Below are 15827 nucleotides of genomic sequence, written 5' to 3' on the forward strand. Positions count from 1 at the left end.
GGGACCGTAGCGGGCGGGTCTGACAGCGACAGGAGCATCAACGACGTCGAACACCGGCCAGGAGCAAACCTGTCGGGGGGCTCAGCCCGCCCGTCGGTCGTCGTCCGCGAGCGGCCCGTCCCTGAGGAGCCCGTCCATCGCCCGCCCGAACATCCGCCGCGCCAGCCGTCCCAGCGGCCGGTCGAAGAGGCCCGGCAGCCCTCGCACCCGCATGTCCTCGCGCCACACCACGCGGGACGCGCCGTCTCCGTACGGATGGACCTCGATCTCGGCCCACCCGGTGACGAACGAACCGTGCTTGACGAGACGGCACTTACCGGCAACGTCCCCCTCCGGCGGCTGCCAGACCGTGACCTCCATCGGGTCGTCGAAGGCGAACGGGCCGAGACCGCTGCGGGCCACGAACACCGTGCCCTCGCCGGTCGGTGGAGGCGTACGCACGGTGATACGGGTCAGCGGGACGACGGCGGCGTGCCGGGGCCAGTCGGTGAGGTGCTGCCAGGCCCGGTCGGCGGGGAGTCGGGAGAGGCGTTCGAGGAGAAAGAGGACCACGGAGTGATCGTAAGTGAACAATTACGGACGGGGCGGGCGCCCCGGACCGTCACCCGCCGACGATGCCCGCCGCGAGACGGACGGCGGCCTGCGCCCGGCGGACCGCTCCACGCCCACCCGTCCCTCGGTCCGTCCCGCTGCGGATCCCCTACCGCCCGGCCGCCCCGTGCGACACCATGAGCGCGACCGCACGCACGCCCGCCCCCGGCCGGAAGGTGCTCCCGTGGACAATGAACTGCACGGCAGACTCGACGAGTTGCAGCGGGATCCGTATCCGCACTACGCGCGGGCCAGGGCGGCGGAGGGGCTGACGTACGTCCCCGAGCTGGACTCCTGGCTGGTCGCGCGGGACGCCGACGTACGGGAGGTGCTGCGGCGCCCGGAGGACTTCTCCTCGGCCAACGCGCTGCGCCCGGACGTCATGCCCGCACCCGCCGCGCTGGCCGTGCTCGGCGGCGGCTTCGGTGGCCGCCCCGTCGTCGTCACCGCCGACGGCACCCTGCACCAGCAGCTGCGCGCCCCCATCGTGCGGGGACTGTCACCCGCGAGGGTCGCCGCCGTCCTGCCGTACGCCGCCGAACGGGCCGCCGCCCTGGTCGACGAGTTCATCAAGGCCGGCGAGGAGGGCGGGGGAGGCGACGGCAAGGGAGAGGGGAGCGGCGAGGGAGGCCGGGTGGAGCTGATGTCCGCCTACGCGGGACGGCTGCCCGGGGAGGTCATCGGGCGACTGATCGGGTTCGACCCGGACGACGTGCCGGCGTTGGTCCACGGCGGTCACCGGGCCGAGCAGTTGCTGTTCCGGCCCATGCCGGAGGCCGAACAGATCGCGGCGGCCGAGGACATGGTCGCCACGGCCCACCGGCTCGACGCGTTCGTACGTGCCCGGTACGCCGACCCGCGCGAGGACCTGGGCACCGAACTCATCAGGTCCGTCGTCGGACCGGACGCCGACGAGCTGACGCTCGATCACCGCCATGAGATCGTCGCCCACTTGCAGAACCTGCTCATCGCCGGACACCTGACCACGACCGCCCTCATCGGGACGACCCTCCTGCACCTCCTGCGCGACCGCCGGCAGTGGGAGCTGCTCCGCGCCGAGCCGCAGCGCATCCCGGCCGCGATCGAGGAAGCCGTCCGCTACGACACCGCGATACAGGGCTTCCGCCGTGTCACCACCCGCCCGGTCACCCTGTCCGGCACCGAACTCCCCGCGGGGACACCGGTGTTCCTCGCCTACGGCAGCGCCAACCGCGACGCCTCCCGCCACGCCCGCCCCGACGACTTCGACATCGCCCGCCCCACCGGCAGCCGCCACCTCTCCTTCGGCTTCGGCACCCACACCTGCCCCGGCTCCCAGCTCGCCCGCGAACAACTCCGCCTGACCCTGGAGCAGTTGACCAGCCGCCTGCCCGGCCTGCGCCTCGCGGAAGACCAACAGATCACCATGCGCCCGACGTTGATCCACCGCTCCCCGGAACGCCTCGAACTCGTCTGGTGACCCCCCTGAGCCCAGGCCCGGACGACGCGGACTCGCCCGCCCGGCACCTCACCCGTCTGGCGTCCCATCCGCTCGGCACCTCACCCGCCCGGCACCTCGCACATCCGCCACCTCACACGTCCAGCAACTCCCGCGCCGCCACCGGCACCCCTGTCTCCAGCGACCGGTTCGCCGCCAGCCCGGTCACCAGGGACCGCGCCCCGTCCACCGCGTCGGCCGCCCGCCCCAGCCCGTCCGGCACCCGCTCCCCGAACAGGTCGGCCAGCATCCGCAGGTCGCCTCCCCCGTGCCCGCCCTCGCCCGTGGTCACCTTCACCTCGCGCGGCCGTTCCCAGAAGCGGCGTACCAGCAGCTCGGTGCGGCCTGCCTCGGCACCGTCCTGCACGCCGTGCAGGACCGGGCTCGCGCCGGTCGTGCGGACGTGGGGGCGGGTCCAGGTGGACTCCTCCACCAGCAGTTCGAGGCGCCCCTCGCTGCCGTTGAAGGCGATGCGGTAGCCCTCCCAGGGGGAGTAGGCCGTCAGGTGGTAGGTGAGGGTGGCGCCGGAGGCGTAGCGGACGAGGACCGCCATGTCGTCCTCGATGGTCACACCGGGACCGAAGACGTTCCGGTCCCGGTGGTAGCCGTCCTCCCGTTCGGCATCCAGGTAGAGCGAGGTGAGGACGGGGGAGTCCGTGAGGTGGAGGGCGAAGGGGTCGGTCCGGGCCGCCGGGGAGCCGTGGGTGCGGTCGTAGTCCCGGGCGAGGCCTCGGCGGCGGCCCGCCTCGTCGCCGTAGAAGAAGAGGCCGCCCTGCGCGAAGACGGTCTCGGGGCGGGTGCCGAGCCACCAGTTGACCAGGTCGAAGTGGTGGGTCGACTTGTGGACGAGGAGGCCGCCGGAGTCGGCCTTCTCGCGGTGCCAGCGGCGGAAGTAGTCGGCGCCGTGCCGCAGGTCGAGCAGCCACTCGAAGTGCACCGAGCCGACCTCGCCGATCTCACCGGACGCGATCAGTTGCCGTACGGCCGAATGGACCGGGTTGTAGCGGTAGTTGAAGGAGACGCGCACCTCGCGGCCCGTGCGCCGCTGGGTCTCCAGGATGCGGTGGGCGCGCTCGGCGTCCGTGGTCATCGGCTTCTCGGTGACGACATCGCAACCCGCCTCCAGGGCGCGGACGATGTAGTGGTCGTGGGTCCGGTCCATCGAGCACACCACGACCAGATCGACCCGCTCGCGCCGCAGCATCTCCTCGAACTCGTCGGCGCCGTACGCCGGTACGGGCGCGCGGCCCGGATGGTCGGCCGCGATCCAGGCGTTGTGGACGGCCATGCGGTGCGCGTTCGGGTCGCAGAAGCCCACCAGGTCGATCCGGTCCGCGAAGGGTCCCGTCAGCGCCTCGGTGAACATCCGCGCACGGGCGCCGAGGCCCACCACGGCGGTGCGGCGGTGTCGTAGGGAGGTGGTGCAGGGGTCTTGTTCTGACATCCGGACCTTCCCTAGGGTCGTACGGGGGGTGGAAGCGCTTTCTAGTGAAAGAGGTGACCCACTCATGCCCCGAATCAGGACGAGGAAGTCCTGGAAACCCCGTGCGGCGGCCACCGCGCTGGCGCTCTGCGCGCTGCTCACCGGCTGCTCGGGAACGGACGGGTCGGGTGGTGCCGGCGGCGAGGTCGTCCTGCGCTACACCTGGTGGGGCAACCCGGACCGGGCGGCCAGAACCCAGGCGGCCGTCGACCTCTTCGAGAAGCGGAACCCGGGGATCGACGTACAGACCTCCTTCGCCGGTTACGAGGCCTACAAACAGAAGCTCGCCACCCAGGCCGCCGGCGGTGACGCGCCCGATGTGATGCAGCTCGACTACCGGATGATCGACCAGTACGCCTCCGGGGGCGTGCTCCTCGACCTCGCCGAGCAGCAACAGGCCCTCGACACCGCCGAGTTCGAGCCCGGACTCCTCGCCACCGGCAAGGTGGACGGCAAGCAGTACGCCGTACCGCAGGGGCGCGGCACCGAGACCATGGTGTACGACACCGAGAAGTGGAGGACCGCCGGCCTCGCACCGCCCCGGGTGGGCTGGACCTGGAGCGACTGGGCCGACGCCATGCGGAAGGTGGCCGAGGAGACGGGGGCGCCCGGCGGCACCGACCCCGGCCAGAGCGAGGACGCCTTCGAGATCTGGCTGCGCGGCCAGGGCAAGTCCCTTTACACCGAGGACAATCAACTCGGCTTCACCGCAGACGACTTGACCCGCTGGTGGACCTTCACCGACAGGCTGCGCCGCGAGGGCGCCGTGTCGCCCGCCGAACAGACCACCCAGCTCGACGGCTCGGTCGAGAACACCCCGCTCGGCCGGGGCAAGGCCGCCTCGGACGTCAACTGGGACGCCCCCGCCAGCGGTTACCTCGCGCTCGTGCCCTCCGGGATCTCCCTCGCCCCCATGCCGGCGGGCGAGGACGGCACGCCCGGCCAGTACTTCAAGCCCTCCATGTTCATGGGCGTGGCCGCCGACTCCGGCCACCCCGAGGAGTCCGCCCGGCTCGTCGACTTCCTGCTGAACGACGACGAGGCCGCGAAGATCCTCGGCGCCACCCGGGGCATCCCCGTCAACGAGTCGATCCGCGAGGACATCGCGGCCGGTCTCAAGGACTTCGACAAGACCATCTACGACTACCAGGCCACCGTCGAAGGAAAGCTCAACCCCCCGCCGCAGGCGCCCCCTTCGGGCGACAGCGCCCTGCAGACCACCTTCCAGCGCGACTACGACCAGGTCTCCTACGAGCGGATGTCCCCCCGCGAGGCGGCCGAGAACTACCTCATCGAGGCGAAGGCGGAGCTGAGGTCATGACCACCACACAGCTGCCAACGACCGCACGCGACAAGGGAGTTCCCCAGCCCGACCGGCCCGCCCGGCGGCGCCGGCGCGAGGGCGCGGCCTGGGTGTTCCTGTCCCCCTGGGTGCTCGGGGCCTGCGTCCTCACCCTGCTCCCGATGGCCGTCTCGCTCTATCTCTCCTTCACCGACTACGACCTGTTCAACGCCCCCAACTGGGTGGGCCTGCGCAACTACACCCAGATGTTCACCGAGGACCCGCGCTACTGGCGCTCGGTGACGACGACCCTGATGTACGTCGTCATCGCCGTACCGCTCCAACTGGCCCTCGCCCTCCTGGTGGCACTGGCCCTGAAGAACATGAAACGCGGCCGGGGCTTCTACCGCTCCGCCTTCTACGCCCCCTCCCTCCTCGGCGCCTCCATGTCCATCGCCCTGGTCTGGCGGGCGATCTTCAACGACGGCGGCACCGTCGACAACCTCCTCGGCACCGGCGGCTGGGTCAACCGCCCCGGCTGGGCACTGCTCGCGGTCGCCCTGCTCACGGTGTGGCAGTTCGGCGCCCCGATGGTCATCTTCCTCGCCGGACTCCAGCAGATCCCGGGGGAGTTGTACGAGGCCGCCGAGGTGGACGGCGCGGGCGCCTGGCGCCGCTTCCTGTCGATCACGGTCCCGATGCTGTCGCCGGTGATCTTCTTCAACCTGGTGCTCCAGACCATCCAGGCCTTCCAGGTCTTCACCCCGGCCTTCGCGATCAGCGCGGGCAAGGGCGGCCCCGCCGACTCCACGCTCTTCTACACCCTCTACCTCTACGACCGGGGCTTCGTCGCCTCCCACATGGGCTACGCCTCCGCCATGGCCTGGGTCCTGCTGCTCGCCATCGGCGCGGTCACCGCGATCCTGTTCCGCACGTCCCGCTCCTGGGTCTTCTACGCCTCCGAGGGGGACCGATGACCACCACCACACCCTCAACTTCAGTAGCCCATAAGCCAGTTGCCTGGCGACGCGTGGCCCTGCACGTCGGCTGTCTGGCCGCGCTCCTGGTCATGCTGTACCCGCTGGCCTGGCTGCTCGCGACCTCCGTGAAACCGGCCGACGAGGTCATCGCCAGCCTCGACCTGTTGCCGAGCCGGCTGGAGTGGACCAACTACGAGACCGCGCTCGACGGCGTCAACGACGTCTCGGTCGGCCGACTGCTCGGCAACTCCCTGCTGATCGCGGGCGGCGCGGTCGTCGGGAACGTCCTGTCCTGCTCCCTGGCCGCCTACGCCTTCGCCCGTCTGCGGTTCCGTTTCCGCGGCCCGCTCTTCGCCTTCATGATCGCGACGATCATGCTGCCGCACCACGCCGTACTGATCCCGCACTACATCATCTTCAACCAGCTCGGCATGGTGAACACCTACTGGCCGCTGATCCTGCCGAAGTTCCTCGCCACGGAAGCGTTCTTCGTCTTCCTCATCGTGCAGTTCATGCGCGGGCTGCCGAGGGAGTTGGAGGAGGCGGCGCGTATCGACGGATGCGGGCCCTTCCGGAGTTTCTTCTCGGTGATTCTTCCGCTCACCCGCCCCGCCCTGATCACCACCGCCATCTTCACCTTCATCTGGACCTGGAACGACTTCTTCACCCAGCTGATCTATCTGTTCTCGCCCGAGAAGTTCACCCTGACCCTGGCGCTCAGGTCCTTCGTCGACGCGTCGAGCACCTCGGCGTTCGGCCCGATGTTCGCCATGTCGGTGATCGCGCTCCTCCCGATCGTGCTGTTCTTCCTCGCCTTCCAGCGCTTCCTGGTGGAGGGCATGGCCAACTCCGGGATCAAGGGGTGATGACGATGAGCCCCGTACGGACGACCAAGGAGCCGGGCGAGATCTTCGGGCCCCGGATGACGCTGTTCGCGGACGTGCTGAGCGTTGGGATCGCCGTGGCGGTGGTGAGCCTTCCGCTGGTGACGCTGCCGGCGGCGCTTTCCACGGCCTGTGCGGTGCTGCGGGGCGTACGGGAGGGCCGGCCGGTCACGGCCGGGCGGTTCCTCGTGGCCCTGCGGCGGCGACTGCGGTTCGGTGACCTGGTCGCCGGGCTCGTGGCGCTCGTCGGCGCGGCCCTCGCCCTCGTCGACCTGGCCCTCGCCGGTGCGGGGCTCCCCGGGGGGCGGGCCTTCGCGCTTCTGGCGGCGGCGATCGGTGCGGGGGCCGTGGTGGTCGGTCTGCGGGCCTGTGGGCGCCCCGAGTCGGTCGAGGACTGGCCCGCTGCGGTGCGGGGGGCGGGCCGGGACGCGGTGCGGGATGCCGGGGGCAGTGGGCTGGTCGTACTCGCCGTGGTGACCGCCGTGTTGTGTGTGTGGATGCTGCTGCCGCTGGTGTTTCTCGTGCCGGGGTTGCTGGCGTTGGCACTCACCGCGGTCGATGTGCGGGGGCGCGTATGAGCTCGGGGGTGCGGTTCGTCGGCGGGCGCGGGCCCGGTGGGGCTTCTCGCGCAGTTCCCCGCGCCCCTAAGGATTCAGGCCCCTGCGGGCCTGAAAGAAGACGGGGCTGCGAGTCTGAGTGGCGACGCGGCTGCAGGGGTGAAAAGCACGGGGCGCAGCCCCGGCTTTTCAGGGGCGCGGGGAACTGCGCGAGAAGCCCCACGGACCCGCACCCGACAACGCACCCCGCACATAAGGACCGATCAGAACGCGTACGGTCCGAAGCGGCCCCAGGCCACCACCACCGCCAAGATGAGCAGCACCACGCTCGGCACGGTCTCCTTGGTTTCCCCGCGGCGGAGGTGGAAGACGGCCGCGCCGACCATCGTGACGGCGAGGCCGGTCGCCGCGAGGGGGACGAGGACCGGGGCTATGTCGAGGACGGCCGGAAGGATCAGACCGACCGCGCCCAGGGCCTCCAGCGCGCCGATGGTCTTGACCATGCCGGGGGAGAAGGAGTCGACCCAGTCCATGCCGGAGGCCGCCAGCTTCTCCTTGGGCTGGATGGTCTTCATCAGACCGGCGGCGAGGAAGGCGGCCGCGAGCAGGCTCGCGATGATCCAGAGGGTGACGTTCATGGCGGGCACTTCCGGTGTGTGTGTTGAAGCTTCAAGAGAGATGGCGGGATCAACGTAGGTCGGGTGACTTGAATGGTCAAGTCATCCAACGCTTGATCACTTGAAGCGGCACGTAGAGTGGGCGCCATGGAGACACCGCGGCGGTCGGGTGGGCTGACCGATGAGGAGATGGAGACCTGGCACGTGCTGGCGGGCGTGATGGTCAGACTGCCGAGCGCGCTCGACGCGCAGCTGCAGCGGGACTCGGGCGTCAGTCACGTCGAGTATCTGGTGATGGCGATGCTGTCCCAGACGGAGGAACGCACCCTGCGGATGAGCGACCTCGCCGGATACGCCGGTTCGTCGCTGTCCCGGCTGTCCCATCTGGTGAAGCGGCTGGAGAAGGGCGGCTGGGTGCGCCGGGAGCCGGACCCCACCGACGGGCGGTACACCCTGGCCGTCCTCACGGACGCCGGATTCGCCAAGGTCGTCGAGTCCGCGCCGGGTCACGCCGACGCCGTACGACGCTATGTGTTCGACGCGCTCAGCAAGACCCAGCAGCGGCAGTTGAAGGAGATCGGGCGGCGCATCTGGCAGACCGTCGCGCCGGACGACCACTGCCTGCTGCCCCCGAGCTGACCCCCCCCGCCGCACGACCGCACCACCGCAGCGCCGACGGACCAGAGGTCCGCGGCCGGCTCCTCAGCTCTCGGCCGGTGGACCCGTCGTGCCCCGGATCTCCAGCGTCGGTGTGGTCAGGACGACCTTGGCGGGGCGGGCCGGGTCGGCGATGCGGTCGAGGAGGCACTGCGCGGCGGTGCGGCCGACGTCGTGGCTGGCGTTGTCCACGGTGGTGAGCCAGAGGTGGCGCAGCCGGGAGACGTAGGTGTTGTCGTAGCCGACGAGGGAGAGATCGCGCGGCACTTTCAGACCCAGTTCCTCGGCGGCGGAGAGCGCGCCCACACAGGCCATGTCGTTGAACGCCACGACGGCGGTGGGGCGTTCGGGGAGGCTGAGCAGCCGGACCGTGGCGCGGTAGCCGCCCTCCTCCGTCAGATCGCCCCGCTCGACGGCCGCCGTGTCGCTCAGCCCGTGCTCGCGCATCACCGTCTCGAAGGTGCGGCGGCGCAGCGCGCCGACCACACCGTCCCCCGCGATGTGCGCGATCCGCCGGTGCCCGAGGCCGATCAGGTGCTCGGTGGCGAGGCGGGCGCCGTGCTGGTCGTCGCCCGCGACGACGTCCACATGGGGAAGCGTGGGCTCGCGGGCGCCCGCGACCACGGTCGGGATGAGGCCCGCCGCCGTACGCAGCGCCGCGGACGGCGGCAGGGTGCCGACCGCGATCAGCCCGTCCACCCGCAGCTCGGTGAAGGTACGGGTGAGGTCCTCGCCGAGCCGCCGGTTGAGATGGCCGTCGGCGAGCAGCATGCGCAGACCGTTGTCGTGCAGCCGGGAGTTGAGGCCGTCCAGCAGCTCGACGAACCAGGGGTTGCGCATGTCGTGGAGGAGGACGCCGACCGTGCGGGTGCGGCGCTCGCTCAGGCTGCGCGCGGCGGCGTTCGGCCGGTAGCCCAGCTCGTCCACGGCGGCCAGCACCGCCTGCCGCTTCTCCTCGCGCACCTGCTCCGACCCGCGCAGCACCAGCGAGACCAGCGACTTGGACACGCCGGCCCTCTCGGCGACATCGCGGATCGTCGGGCTCGCGGGTCCGGGTCTCATGGCCTGGACCGTTCCACAGCGGGGTGCCTGTGTCAAAGGGCTTGACAGTGCCGGAGCATGCCCTCAGTGTGAGCGGCGTACGTTATTGGAACGGTCCAAAGAAGGGCAGTCATGGTGAGTGCGCTCGGTGTCGCCGTCGTGGGGTTCGGCTGGATGGGGCGGGTGCACACCCAGGCGTACGCGCGCGTGCCGCACCACTTCCCGGAGCTGAGTCTGCGGCCCGAGCTGGTCACCGTCGTCGAGGAGGTGCCAGGCCGCGCCGAGGAGGCCGCCCGGCAGTTCGGGTTCGCCACCACCGCCCGGGACTGGCGTGAGGTGGCCGCCGACCCACGGATCCAGGCGGTCAGCATCACCGCGCCGAACTTCCTGCACCGGGAGATCGGCGTCGCCATGGCCGAGGCCGGCAAGCACATCTGGATCGAGAAGCCGGTCGGTCTCACCGCCGCCGACGCCCGCGCCGTCGCCGACGCGGTCACCAAGGCCGGCGTCCAGGGCACCGTCGGCTTCAACTACCGCAACGCACCCGCCGTCTCCGCCGCCCGCGAGCTGATCGCCGCCGGGGAGATCGGCACCGTCACCCATGTCCGCATCCGTCTCTTCAGCGACTACGCCGCCCACCCCGAGGGCGCCCTGACCTGGCGGTACGAGCGCGAGCGCGGCGGCAGCGGCGTCCTCGGCGACCTCGCCTCGCACGGCGTCGACCTCGCCCGCTTCCTGCTCGGCGACATCGCCTCCCTCACCGCCGACACCGCCATCTTCGTCCCCGAGCGGGCCCGCCCCACCGGTGCCACCGCCGGCCACACCCGCTCCTCCGGCGGCGAGTTGGGCCCTGTGGAGAACGAGGACTACGTCAACTGCCTGCTCCGCTTCGCCTCCGGCGCCCGGGGCGTCCTGGAGGCCTGCCGGGTCTCCGTCGGCGAGCAGAACAACTACGGCTTCGAGATCCACGGCACCGAGGGCGCCCTCTTCTGGGACTTCCGCCGCATGGGCGAACTGGGCGTCAGCAAGGGCGACGCCTACCAGGACCAGGCCGTCCACACCCTCTTCGTCGGCCCCGGCCACGGCGCTTACGGAGCCTTCCAGCCGGGCTCCGCCAACGCCATGGGCTACGACGACCTCAAGGTCGTGGAGGCGTACAACTTCCTGCGCTCCATCGCCGAGGGCACGCCGCACGGCACCACCCTGGCCGACGCCGTGCACAGCGCCACCGCGCTGGACGCGATGAGCCGCTCGGCCGAGTCGGGGGCCTGGGTCGACCTCTGAGCCCGAGGGAAGCGGCCCCCAACTGCCCCCGCCCCGGTCTCAGTTGCGGACGAGCAGCTGGAAGTCGAAGGAGTAGCGCGAGGCCCGGTAGACATGGGTGCCGTACTCGACCGCGCGCCCGGTGTCGTCGTACGCCGTGCGCTGCATGGTGAGGAGTGCGGCGCCCTCCGGTTCGCCGAGGCGCTCGGCCTCCTCCGGGGTGGCGATACGGGCGCCGACGCTCTGGTGGGCGCTGTGCAGGGTGATGCCGGCGTTGCGCATCATCCGGTACAGGCCCGTCGACTCCAGGCGGTCGATGTCGAGGGCCAGCAGTCCGGCCGGGACGAAGTTGGACAGGAACGCCACCGGCTGGCCGTGGGTGAGGCGCAGCCGCTCGAAGAGGTGCACCTCGGCGCCCTCGGCGATGCCCAGGGCGGCCGCGACCTCGGCGGAGGCCTGCCGGATCTCGCTCAGCAGCACCCTGGTCGTGGGCTGCTGCCCGGCCGCCTCCAGGTCGTCGTACAGGCTGCTCAGCTCCAGCGGCCGTTTGACCTGGCTGTGCACCACCTGTGTGCCGACGCCCCGGCGGCGTACGAGCAGGCCCTTGTCGACGAGCGACTGGATGGCCTGCCGGACGGTGGGCCGGGACAGACCGAGACGGCCCGCGAGCTCGATCTCGTTGCCCAGCAGGCTGCCCGGGCCGAGCGCGCCGTGCTCGATCGCCGACTCCAGCTGCCGGGCCAGCTGGTAGTACAGCGGCACCGGGCTGCTCCGGTCGACGCTGAGGCCGAGACTCCCTGTACTCCCCGCAGTCGCGCTGGTCACGCCCATGAGGGTATCCGTCCGTCCGGATGACAGGAACCCCTGTCATCGCATTGTCCTTACATGATGCGTCGCGACCGGCGGATTCGGCCGGGTCAGAGGTGGCGGCGCCGGTCGGCCACCTCCCGGTCGTACGTCACGCGCGCCTCGACGGCCGCCGGACGGGAGGCGGTCTCCGCGACCGGGACGTCCCACCAGGCCTGTGCCGGGGGAGCGGTGGGCGCCGGGTCGGTCTCGACGTAGACGCAGGTGGGCCGCTCCGAGGCGCGGGCCGTCGCCAGCGCGTCGCGCAGTTCCTTGACCGTCTTGGCGCGCAGGACGTCCATGCCGAGGCTGGCCGCGTTGGCGGCGAGGTCCACCGGGAGCGGGGCGCCGGTGAAGGTGCCGTCGGCGGCGCGGTAGCGGTAGGCGGTGCCGAAGCGCTCGCCGCCGACCGACTCCGAGAGGCCGCCGATGGAGGCGTAGCCGTGGTTCTGGATGAGGACCAGATTGACCGGCAGGCCCTCCTGGACGGCCGTCACGATCTCCGTCGGCATCATCAGATACGTGCCGTCGCCGACCAGCGACCAGACGGCCGTGCCGGGCGCCGCCTGCTGGACACCGATCCCGGCGGGGATCTCGTAGCCCATGCAGGAGTAGCCGTACTCCAGGTGGTACTGGCGGGGGCCCCGGGCCCGCCACAGCTTGTGCAGGTCACCGGGGAGCGAACCGGCCGCGTTGATGACCACGTCCTCGTCGCCGACGACCGCGTCCAGGGCGCCGAGCACCTGGGTCTGGGTGGGTACGGCATGCTCGTCGGCGGCGGTGTAGGCGGCCTCGACGACCCGCTCCCAGCGCTCCTTGCCCGCCCGGTACTCCGCCTCGTACGCCTCGTCCACCCGGTGGCCGGCGAGTGCGTCCGTCAGCGCTTCGAGTCCCGCCCGCGCGTCGCAGACCACCGTCCGGGCGGCCAGCTTGTGGGCGTCGAAGGCGGCGATGTTGAGGTTGACGAACCGGACGTCCGGGTTCTGGAAGAGGGTGTTCGAGGCGGTGGTGAAGTCGGTGTAGCGGGTGCCGACGCCGACGATCAGATCGGCGGTGCGGGCGAGGTCGTCGCAGACCGCCGTACCGGTGTGGCCGATCCCGCCGAGGTCGGCCGGGTGGTCGTACCGCAGGGACCCCTTGCCCGCCTGCGTGGAGGCGACCGGGATGCCGGTAGCGTCGACCAGCGCCTTCAGCGCGTCCTCGGCCTCGCTGTGGTGGACGCCGCCGCCCGCGACGAGGAGGGGCCGCCGGGCGGCACGGACGGCTCGTACGGCTTCGGCCAGTTCGACCGGGTCGGGGAGGGGGCGGCGTACGTTCCACACCCGCTCGGCGAAGAACTCCTCCGGCCAGTCGTACGCCTCCGCCTGGACGTCCTGCGGCAGGGCGAGGGTGACGGCGCCGGTGTCGGCCGGGTCGGCGAGGACGCGCATGGCGTTCAGGGCGGCCGGGATCAGGGCCTCCGGGCGGCTGATCCGGTCGAAGTAGCGCGAGACCGGGCGCAGCGTGTCGTTGACCGAGACATCGGCCTCGGTGGGGTGCTCCAGCTGCTGGAGCAGCGGGTCGGCGGTGCGGGTCGCGAAGTAGTCGCCGGGGAGGAGGAGTACGGGGAGGCGGTTGATCGTGGCCAGGGCGGCGCCGGTGACCAGGTTGGTGGCGCCGGGGCCGATGGAGGTGGTGACGGCCTGGGCGGAGAGCCGGTTCAGCTGGCGGGCGTAGCCGACGGCCGCGTGCACCATGGACTGCTCGTTGCGGCCCTGGTGGAACGGCATCGCCTTCTCACCGGCCTCCAGGAGCGCCTGGCCCAGCCCCGCGACGTTGCCGTGGCCGAAGATGCCCCAGGTTCCGGCGATCAGTCGACGGCGTTCGTTGTCGCGCTGCGTGTACTGCGCGGACAGGAACCGCACCAGCGCCTGGGCGACGGTCAGACGGCGGGTGGGGGGCGCGGGGGGCTGGGGCATCGGTACCTCACGGGGGCGAAGGGGGTGTTGTGGGCGGCGGGGGCGGTTCGTTGTCGGGTGCGGGTCCGGTGGGGGCTGGTCGCGCAGTTCCCCGCGCCCCTGAAAAGCAGGGGCTGCGCCCCGTGCTTTTCACCCCGCGGCCCCGTCGCCATTTCAGGCGCCCGGGGCCGCGGTCTTTCAGGCCCGCAGGGGCCTGAATCTTTAGGGGCGCGGGGAACTGCGCGGCCAGCCCCCACCCGCCCGCACCCGAAGAACGCCCCCCGTCTGCAACGGATAGAGATCGATTCCGACACGACCCATCGTGATCGGATCGAAGCTTTCGGCGGACTCAGGCATACGCGTCGCTCCTCGGATGGTCGGCTGCGGGCCCCCGGAGGCCCACCGCGCGCGGGGATGCGAGCACTCGGGTCCGGATGTATCCCAGGTGTAGGACCCGAAGCGACCCTCTGTCAAGGCTTTGTACTGACATCCTGACCTGCTCGTGAAATAATGTCTTAACAAAGTCTTGACAGCGGGGTCCGCTAGGCGTTTGTATCCCGTCCCAACGAAACAGCGCAGTCGGCCTACCGGCACAATGATCCGGACTTCGAACGTCCGGGCTCGCGCGGGCATTCCGCCCGACGCTGTCCCGTTCCCTTTCCCCCTGTCGCACAGTGAGGTGCAGGAAAGATGGACCGCACGTACTCCCGCTCACGCAGAGTGGCCCCCTTCTTCGCCATAGCCGCGGCGTCCGCGCTGCTGATCGCCGGCTGCTCCAGCGACTCCGGCGGCAAGGAGGCCGAGGAGGGCGGGGCAGACGCCTCCGCGGGCAAGGCCAACACCCCCCGGATGAAGGTCGCGCTGGTCACCCACCAGGCCCCCGGCGACACCTTCTGGGACATCGTCCGCAAGGGCGCCCAGGCGGCGGCCGACAAGGACAACATCGAGCTCATCTACTCGGCGGACCCGAACGCCGGCACCCAGGCCAACCTCGTGCAGAACGCGATCGACCAGAAGGTCGACGGCATCGCCATCACCCTCGCCAAGCCCGACGCGATGAAGGACGTCGTGGCCAAGGCGACGAAGGCCGGCATCCCCGTGGTCGGTCTCAACTCCGGTCTGAGCGACTGGCAGAACCTCGGTCTGATGTCCTTCTTCGGGCAGGACGAGAGCGTGGCGGGCGAGGCGTTCGGCAAGCGGCTGAACGACGTGGGCGCCAAGAAGGCCGTCTGCGTCGTGCAGGAGCAGGGCAACGTCGGCCTGGAGCAGCGCTGCGCGGGCGTGGAGAAGACCTTCGAGGGCGACACCGAGATCCTCAACGTCACGGGCACCGACATGCCGTCCGTGAAGTCGACCATCAGCGCCAAGCTCAAGCAGGACACCGCCATCGACTACGTGGTCGCCCTCGGCGCCCCCTACGCCCTGACCGCGGTCCAGTCGGTCGCGGACGCGGGCAGCAAGGCGAAGGTCGCCACCTTCGACCTGAACAAGGAGCTGACGGACTCGATCAAGAGCGGTGACATCCAGTTCGCGGTGGACCAGCAGCCGTATCTGCAGGGATACCTGGCCGTGGACTCGATGTGGCTCTACAAGAACAACGGCAACTACAGCGGCGGCGGCGAGGAAGCGGTGCTGACCGGCCCCGCGTTCGTCGATGCGAAGAACGTCGACACGATCGCCAAGTTCGCCGCGAAGGGCACCCGGTGATCTGAATGACCCAAGCAACGGCACCGGCGGCGAGTTCACCCTCGTCGCCGGCTCCGCCGGCCGCCCAGAAGGACGGGCGCACCGTACAGCGCTCGCTCGGGCGCCGGCTGATGGCCCGCCCCGAGGTCGGCGCGCTCATAGCCGCGATCGGCGTGTACGCCTTCTTCTTCTCGGTGGCCCCGTCCTTCCGTGAGGCCAGTTCGCTGGCGACCGTGCTCTACCAGGCCTCCGTCATGGGCATCATGGCGATCCCGGTGGCCCTGCTGATGATCGGTGGGGAGTTCGACCTGTCCGCCGGTGTCGCGGTCACCACCTCCGCGCTGACCGCCGCGATCATCAGCTTCCAGCTGACGGTGAACGTGTGGACCGGTGTCTTCGTCGCGCTGATCATGTCGTTGGCGGTCGGAGCGTTCAACGGCTGGCTGCTGATCAAGACCGGGCTGCCCAGCTTCCTCGTCACGCTCGGCTCGTTCCTGATTCTCCAGGGCTCGAACCTGGCCGTGAC

General features: G+C 70.8%; 15 protein-coding genes. 9 read left to right on the forward strand and 6 right to left on the reverse strand.

Features of this window, described 5'->3' with window-relative positions; translation table 11 throughout:
- Nucleotides 1-81 precede the first annotated feature (81 nt).
- On the reverse strand, nt 82-552 hold the full coding sequence (locus tag ABT147_RS04720; protein WP_351402687.1) for an SRPBCC family protein: 471 nt from the start codon (nt 550-552) through the stop codon (nt 82-84).
- A 223-nt stretch (nt 553-775) separates the two neighbouring features.
- On the opposite strand from ABT147_RS04720, the gene ABT147_RS04725 reads away from it, so the two are divergent.
- The gene (locus tag ABT147_RS04725; protein WP_351402688.1) at nt 776-2050 is read left to right on the forward strand and encodes a cytochrome P450; all 1275 of its coding nucleotides are present in this window, start codon (nt 776-778) and stop codon (nt 2048-2050) included.
- A 112-nt stretch (nt 2051-2162) separates the two neighbouring features.
- On the opposite strand, the gene ABT147_RS04730 is transcribed toward ABT147_RS04725, so the two are convergent.
- Nucleotides 2163-3512 carry a Gfo/Idh/MocA family protein gene (locus ABT147_RS04730; RefSeq protein WP_351402689.1) on the reverse strand — a complete coding sequence of 450 codons (1350 nt, stop codon included), beginning with the start codon at nt 3510-3512 and terminating at the stop codon, nt 2163-2165.
- A gap of 64 nt (nt 3513-3576) precedes the next feature.
- On the opposite strand from ABT147_RS04730, the gene ABT147_RS04735 reads away from it, so the two are divergent.
- From ABT147_RS04735 to ABT147_RS04750, 4 genes are read left to right on the forward strand one after another with little or no spacing between them, the layout of a single operon-like run.
- On the forward strand, nt 3577-4872 hold the full coding sequence (locus ABT147_RS04735; RefSeq protein ID WP_351402690.1) for an ABC transporter substrate-binding protein: 1296 nt from the start codon (nt 3577-3579) through the stop codon (nt 4870-4872).
- Complete coding sequence (locus ABT147_RS04740; RefSeq protein WP_351402691.1) at nt 4869-5810, forward strand: carbohydrate ABC transporter permease; 942 nt, start codon at nt 4869-4871, stop codon at nt 5808-5810. Before ABT147_RS04735 ends, ABT147_RS04740 begins: the two co-directional genes overlap by 4 nt.
- Nucleotides 5807-6679, forward strand: a complete 873-nt coding sequence (locus ABT147_RS04745; protein ID WP_351402692.1) for a carbohydrate ABC transporter permease — start codon at nt 5807-5809, stop codon at nt 6677-6679. Before ABT147_RS04740 ends, ABT147_RS04745 begins: the two co-directional genes overlap by 4 nt.
- A 5-nt stretch (nt 6680-6684) precedes the next feature.
- Nucleotides 6685-7275 carry a hypothetical protein gene (locus ABT147_RS04750; RefSeq protein ID WP_351402693.1) on the forward strand — a complete coding sequence of 197 codons (591 nt, stop codon included), beginning with the start codon at nt 6685-6687 and terminating at the stop codon, nt 7273-7275.
- 242 nt (nt 7276-7517) lie between these two features.
- Here ABT147_RS04750 and ABT147_RS04755 read toward each other — a convergent pair whose 3' ends face one another.
- On the reverse strand, nt 7518-7892 hold the full coding sequence (locus tag ABT147_RS04755) for a DoxX family protein (protein ID WP_351402694.1): 375 nt from the start codon (nt 7890-7892) through the stop codon (nt 7518-7520).
- 126 nt (nt 7893-8018) lie between these two features.
- Between ABT147_RS04755 and ABT147_RS04760 the strand changes: the two genes are divergently transcribed.
- On the forward strand, nt 8019-8510 hold the full coding sequence (locus ABT147_RS04760) for a MarR family winged helix-turn-helix transcriptional regulator (RefSeq protein WP_351402695.1): 492 nt from the start codon (nt 8019-8021) through the stop codon (nt 8508-8510).
- 63 nt (nt 8511-8573) lie between these two features.
- Here ABT147_RS04760 and ABT147_RS04765 read toward each other — a convergent pair whose 3' ends face one another.
- Complete coding sequence (locus tag ABT147_RS04765; protein WP_351402696.1) at nt 8574-9590, reverse strand: LacI family DNA-binding transcriptional regulator; 1017 nt, start codon at nt 9588-9590, stop codon at nt 8574-8576.
- A gap of 111 nt (nt 9591-9701) precedes the next feature.
- Here ABT147_RS04765 and ABT147_RS04770 point away from each other — a divergent pair, with 111 nt between their 5' ends.
- Entirely contained in the window at nt 9702-10853 is a 1152-nt protein-coding gene (locus ABT147_RS04770; RefSeq protein WP_351402697.1) for a Gfo/Idh/MocA family protein, read from the forward strand.
- Between the two features lie 39 nt (nt 10854-10892).
- Here the strand turns inward: ABT147_RS04770 and ABT147_RS04775 are convergent, their stop codons facing one another.
- Nucleotides 10893-11663: a GntR family transcriptional regulator gene (locus ABT147_RS04775; RefSeq protein WP_351402698.1), complete on the reverse strand. Its 771-nt coding sequence runs from the start codon at nt 11661-11663 to the stop codon at nt 10893-10895.
- Nucleotides 11664-11749: 86 nt separating this feature from the next.
- Nucleotides 11750-13636 carry a 3D-(3,5/4)-trihydroxycyclohexane-1,2-dione acylhydrolase (decyclizing) gene (iolD, locus tag ABT147_RS04780; RefSeq protein WP_351402699.1) on the reverse strand — a complete coding sequence of 629 codons (1887 nt, stop codon included), beginning with the start codon at nt 13634-13636 and terminating at the stop codon, nt 11750-11752.
- 669 nt (nt 13637-14305) lie between these two features.
- Here iolD and ABT147_RS04785 point away from each other — a divergent pair.
- Both ABT147_RS04785 and ABT147_RS04790 read left to right on the forward strand, forming a co-directional pair.
- Nucleotides 14306-15322 (forward strand): sugar ABC transporter substrate-binding protein, encoded by a 1017-nt coding sequence (locus ABT147_RS04785; protein WP_351402700.1) that lies wholly within the window; start codon nt 14306-14308, stop codon nt 15320-15322.
- A gap of 5 nt (nt 15323-15327) precedes the next feature.
- Nucleotides 15328-15827: ABC transporter permease (locus ABT147_RS04790; protein WP_502983023.1), on the forward strand; the 500-nt coding region annotated here is incomplete at its 3' end.

This window comes from Streptomyces sp. NPDC001868, assembly GCF_040297125.1.
Taxonomy (GTDB): Bacteria; Actinomycetota; Actinomycetes; order Streptomycetales; family Streptomycetaceae; genus Streptomyces.

What these genes read in the sequence shown, in the direction of transcription:
- ABT147_RS04730 (WP_351402689.1), bottom strand. Translation starts at nt 3,512, where the DNA reads ATGTCAGAACAAGACCCCTGCACCACCTCCCTACGACACCGCCGCACC.
- ABT147_RS04735 (WP_351402690.1), top strand. Translation starts at nt 3,577, where the DNA reads ATGCCCCGAATCAGGACGAGGAAGTCCTGGAAACCCCGTGCGGCGGCC.
- ABT147_RS04740 (WP_351402691.1), top strand. Translation starts at nt 4,869, where the DNA reads ATGACCACCACACAGCTGCCAACGACCGCACGCGACAAGGGAGTTCCC.
- ABT147_RS04745 (WP_351402692.1), top strand. Translation starts at nt 5,807, where the DNA reads ATGACCACCACCACACCCTCAACTTCAGTAGCCCATAAGCCAGTTGCC.
- ABT147_RS04750 (WP_351402693.1), top strand. Translation starts at nt 6,685, where the DNA reads ATGAGCCCCGTACGGACGACCAAGGAGCCGGGCGAGATCTTCGGGCCC.
- ABT147_RS04755 (WP_351402694.1), bottom strand. Translation starts at nt 7,892, where the DNA reads ATGAACGTCACCCTCTGGATCATCGCGAGCCTGCTCGCGGCCGCCTTC.
- ABT147_RS04760 (WP_351402695.1), top strand. Translation starts at nt 8,019, where the DNA reads ATGGAGACACCGCGGCGGTCGGGTGGGCTGACCGATGAGGAGATGGAG.
- ABT147_RS04765 (WP_351402696.1), bottom strand. Translation starts at nt 9,590, where the DNA reads ATGAGACCCGGACCCGCGAGCCCGACGATCCGCGATGTCGCCGAGAGG.
- ABT147_RS04770 (WP_351402697.1), top strand. Translation starts at nt 9,702, where the DNA reads ATGGTGAGTGCGCTCGGTGTCGCCGTCGTGGGGTTCGGCTGGATGGGG.
- ABT147_RS04775 (WP_351402698.1), bottom strand. Translation starts at nt 11,663, where the DNA reads ATGGGCGTGACCAGCGCGACTGCGGGGAGTACAGGGAGTCTCGGCCTC.
- iolD (WP_351402699.1), bottom strand. Translation starts at nt 13,636, where the DNA reads ATGCCCCAGCCCCCCGCGCCCCCCACCCGCCGTCTGACCGTCGCCCAG.
- ABT147_RS04785 (WP_351402700.1), top strand. Translation starts at nt 14,306, where the DNA reads ATGGACCGCACGTACTCCCGCTCACGCAGAGTGGCCCCCTTCTTCGCC.